We start from the raw sequence: 1,058 nt of genomic DNA on the forward strand, positions 1-1,058 counted from the left end.
TTCCACGAAAAAGCATTGGCTTCTACTCATCAAAATTGAATTCTTCGAATTCCTTTTTGCCCGTCTTCGCCAATACTTTTTCCGTTAGCCGTAATATTTAAACAATGAAATTAAATGAAGTCCTGAGTTTTGTTAAAACTTACTCTATTGAATATAGAAACCCTAATTTGCCAGATTTTGAAATAAGTCAAATATATGATTTATTTCCAGAAAGAAATTCATTTGATGAAAATATTAATTGGCCTGCAGAATATTTCCATAATGGAAGATATGGAATATATTTAATACTTAACATAGAATACGATGTAATTTATATCGGTAAAGCTAAAAATATTGGAAAAAGACTCGGAGCATATTTTGGTACTAATAAGGAAGATAAAACCTGTTTGATAAAACATACAAATTGGTCGTCAAATCCAAAATATTTATGTACAATTGCAGTAGATGATGAAATCTGGTTTGAAGCCTTATCTTTGGAAGAATATTTAATTTGGAACACACAACCAATTGATAATAAATTAAGTAAAAATTTTTAAAAAAAATAAAATTATGCCACAATATTCAGTAAAAGTAAAAGTAAATTTTACGTCAAAATCAAAAAGAGTAGAGAAAGGATTAGAAGTAAAAATACTTTCAAATATTTCTAGTGTAGCCAATATGTTTAGTCAAGGTAAAAATGAAATTATAAATAGTTTTAAAAACAATTTTGGGGTTGAAATCGATCAAATGTTTATACAATCTAGTTATTTTGAAATTATAAAATTAAATTAATACTACGGCTAATAGCTAAGTTTTCGTTGCGTGCGCAGCACGAACAATGAAAACCCTGTTGAACCCTTCGGCTAGCTCAGGGCAGGCTCGCTTCGGGAGCTTTTTCAACACTATGGGTTTATCGACAAAAGATTTTTAGAGATACAAGAGACTTTGAGAAGAGTCTCTTTTTTTGTGGGTGATTTTGGCGAGTTTTTCTTGGTTTTATCGTGTTTTCCTTCACGTTGGGGCATAATTTCCCTTACCCAAAAATCTATTTTTTAGGCGTTGGCTGGCTTTGGCTCATC

General features: G+C 30.5%; 2 protein-coding genes. Both read left to right on the top strand.

Annotated elements, in window-relative coordinates; genetic code table 11:
• The first annotated feature begins 104 nt into the window (after positions 1-104).
• Positions 105-536 (top strand): GIY-YIG nuclease family protein, encoded by a 432-nt coding sequence (locus B0B05_RS16270; RefSeq protein ID WP_076784614.1) that lies wholly within the window; start codon positions 105-107, stop codon positions 534-536.
• A 13-nt stretch (positions 537-549) separates the two neighbouring features.
• Complete coding sequence (locus tag B0B05_RS16275; protein WP_076784615.1) at positions 550-771, top strand: hypothetical protein; 222 nt, start codon at positions 550-552, stop codon at positions 769-771.
• The last annotated feature ends 287 nt before the right edge of the window (positions 772-1,058 follow it).

The sequence above is a fragment of the Epilithonimonas bovis DSM 19482 genome (assembly GCF_900108115.1).
Classification (GTDB): domain Bacteria; phylum Bacteroidota; class Bacteroidia; order Flavobacteriales; family Weeksellaceae; genus Epilithonimonas; species Epilithonimonas bovis.

Coding starts and splice junctions, on each gene's coding strand:
- B0B05_RS16270 (WP_076784614.1), top strand. CDS start 105: ATGAAATTAAATGAAGTCCTGAGTTTTGTTAAAACTTACTCTATTGAA.
- B0B05_RS16275 (WP_076784615.1), top strand. CDS start 550: ATGCCACAATATTCAGTAAAAGTAAAAGTAAATTTTACGTCAAAATCA.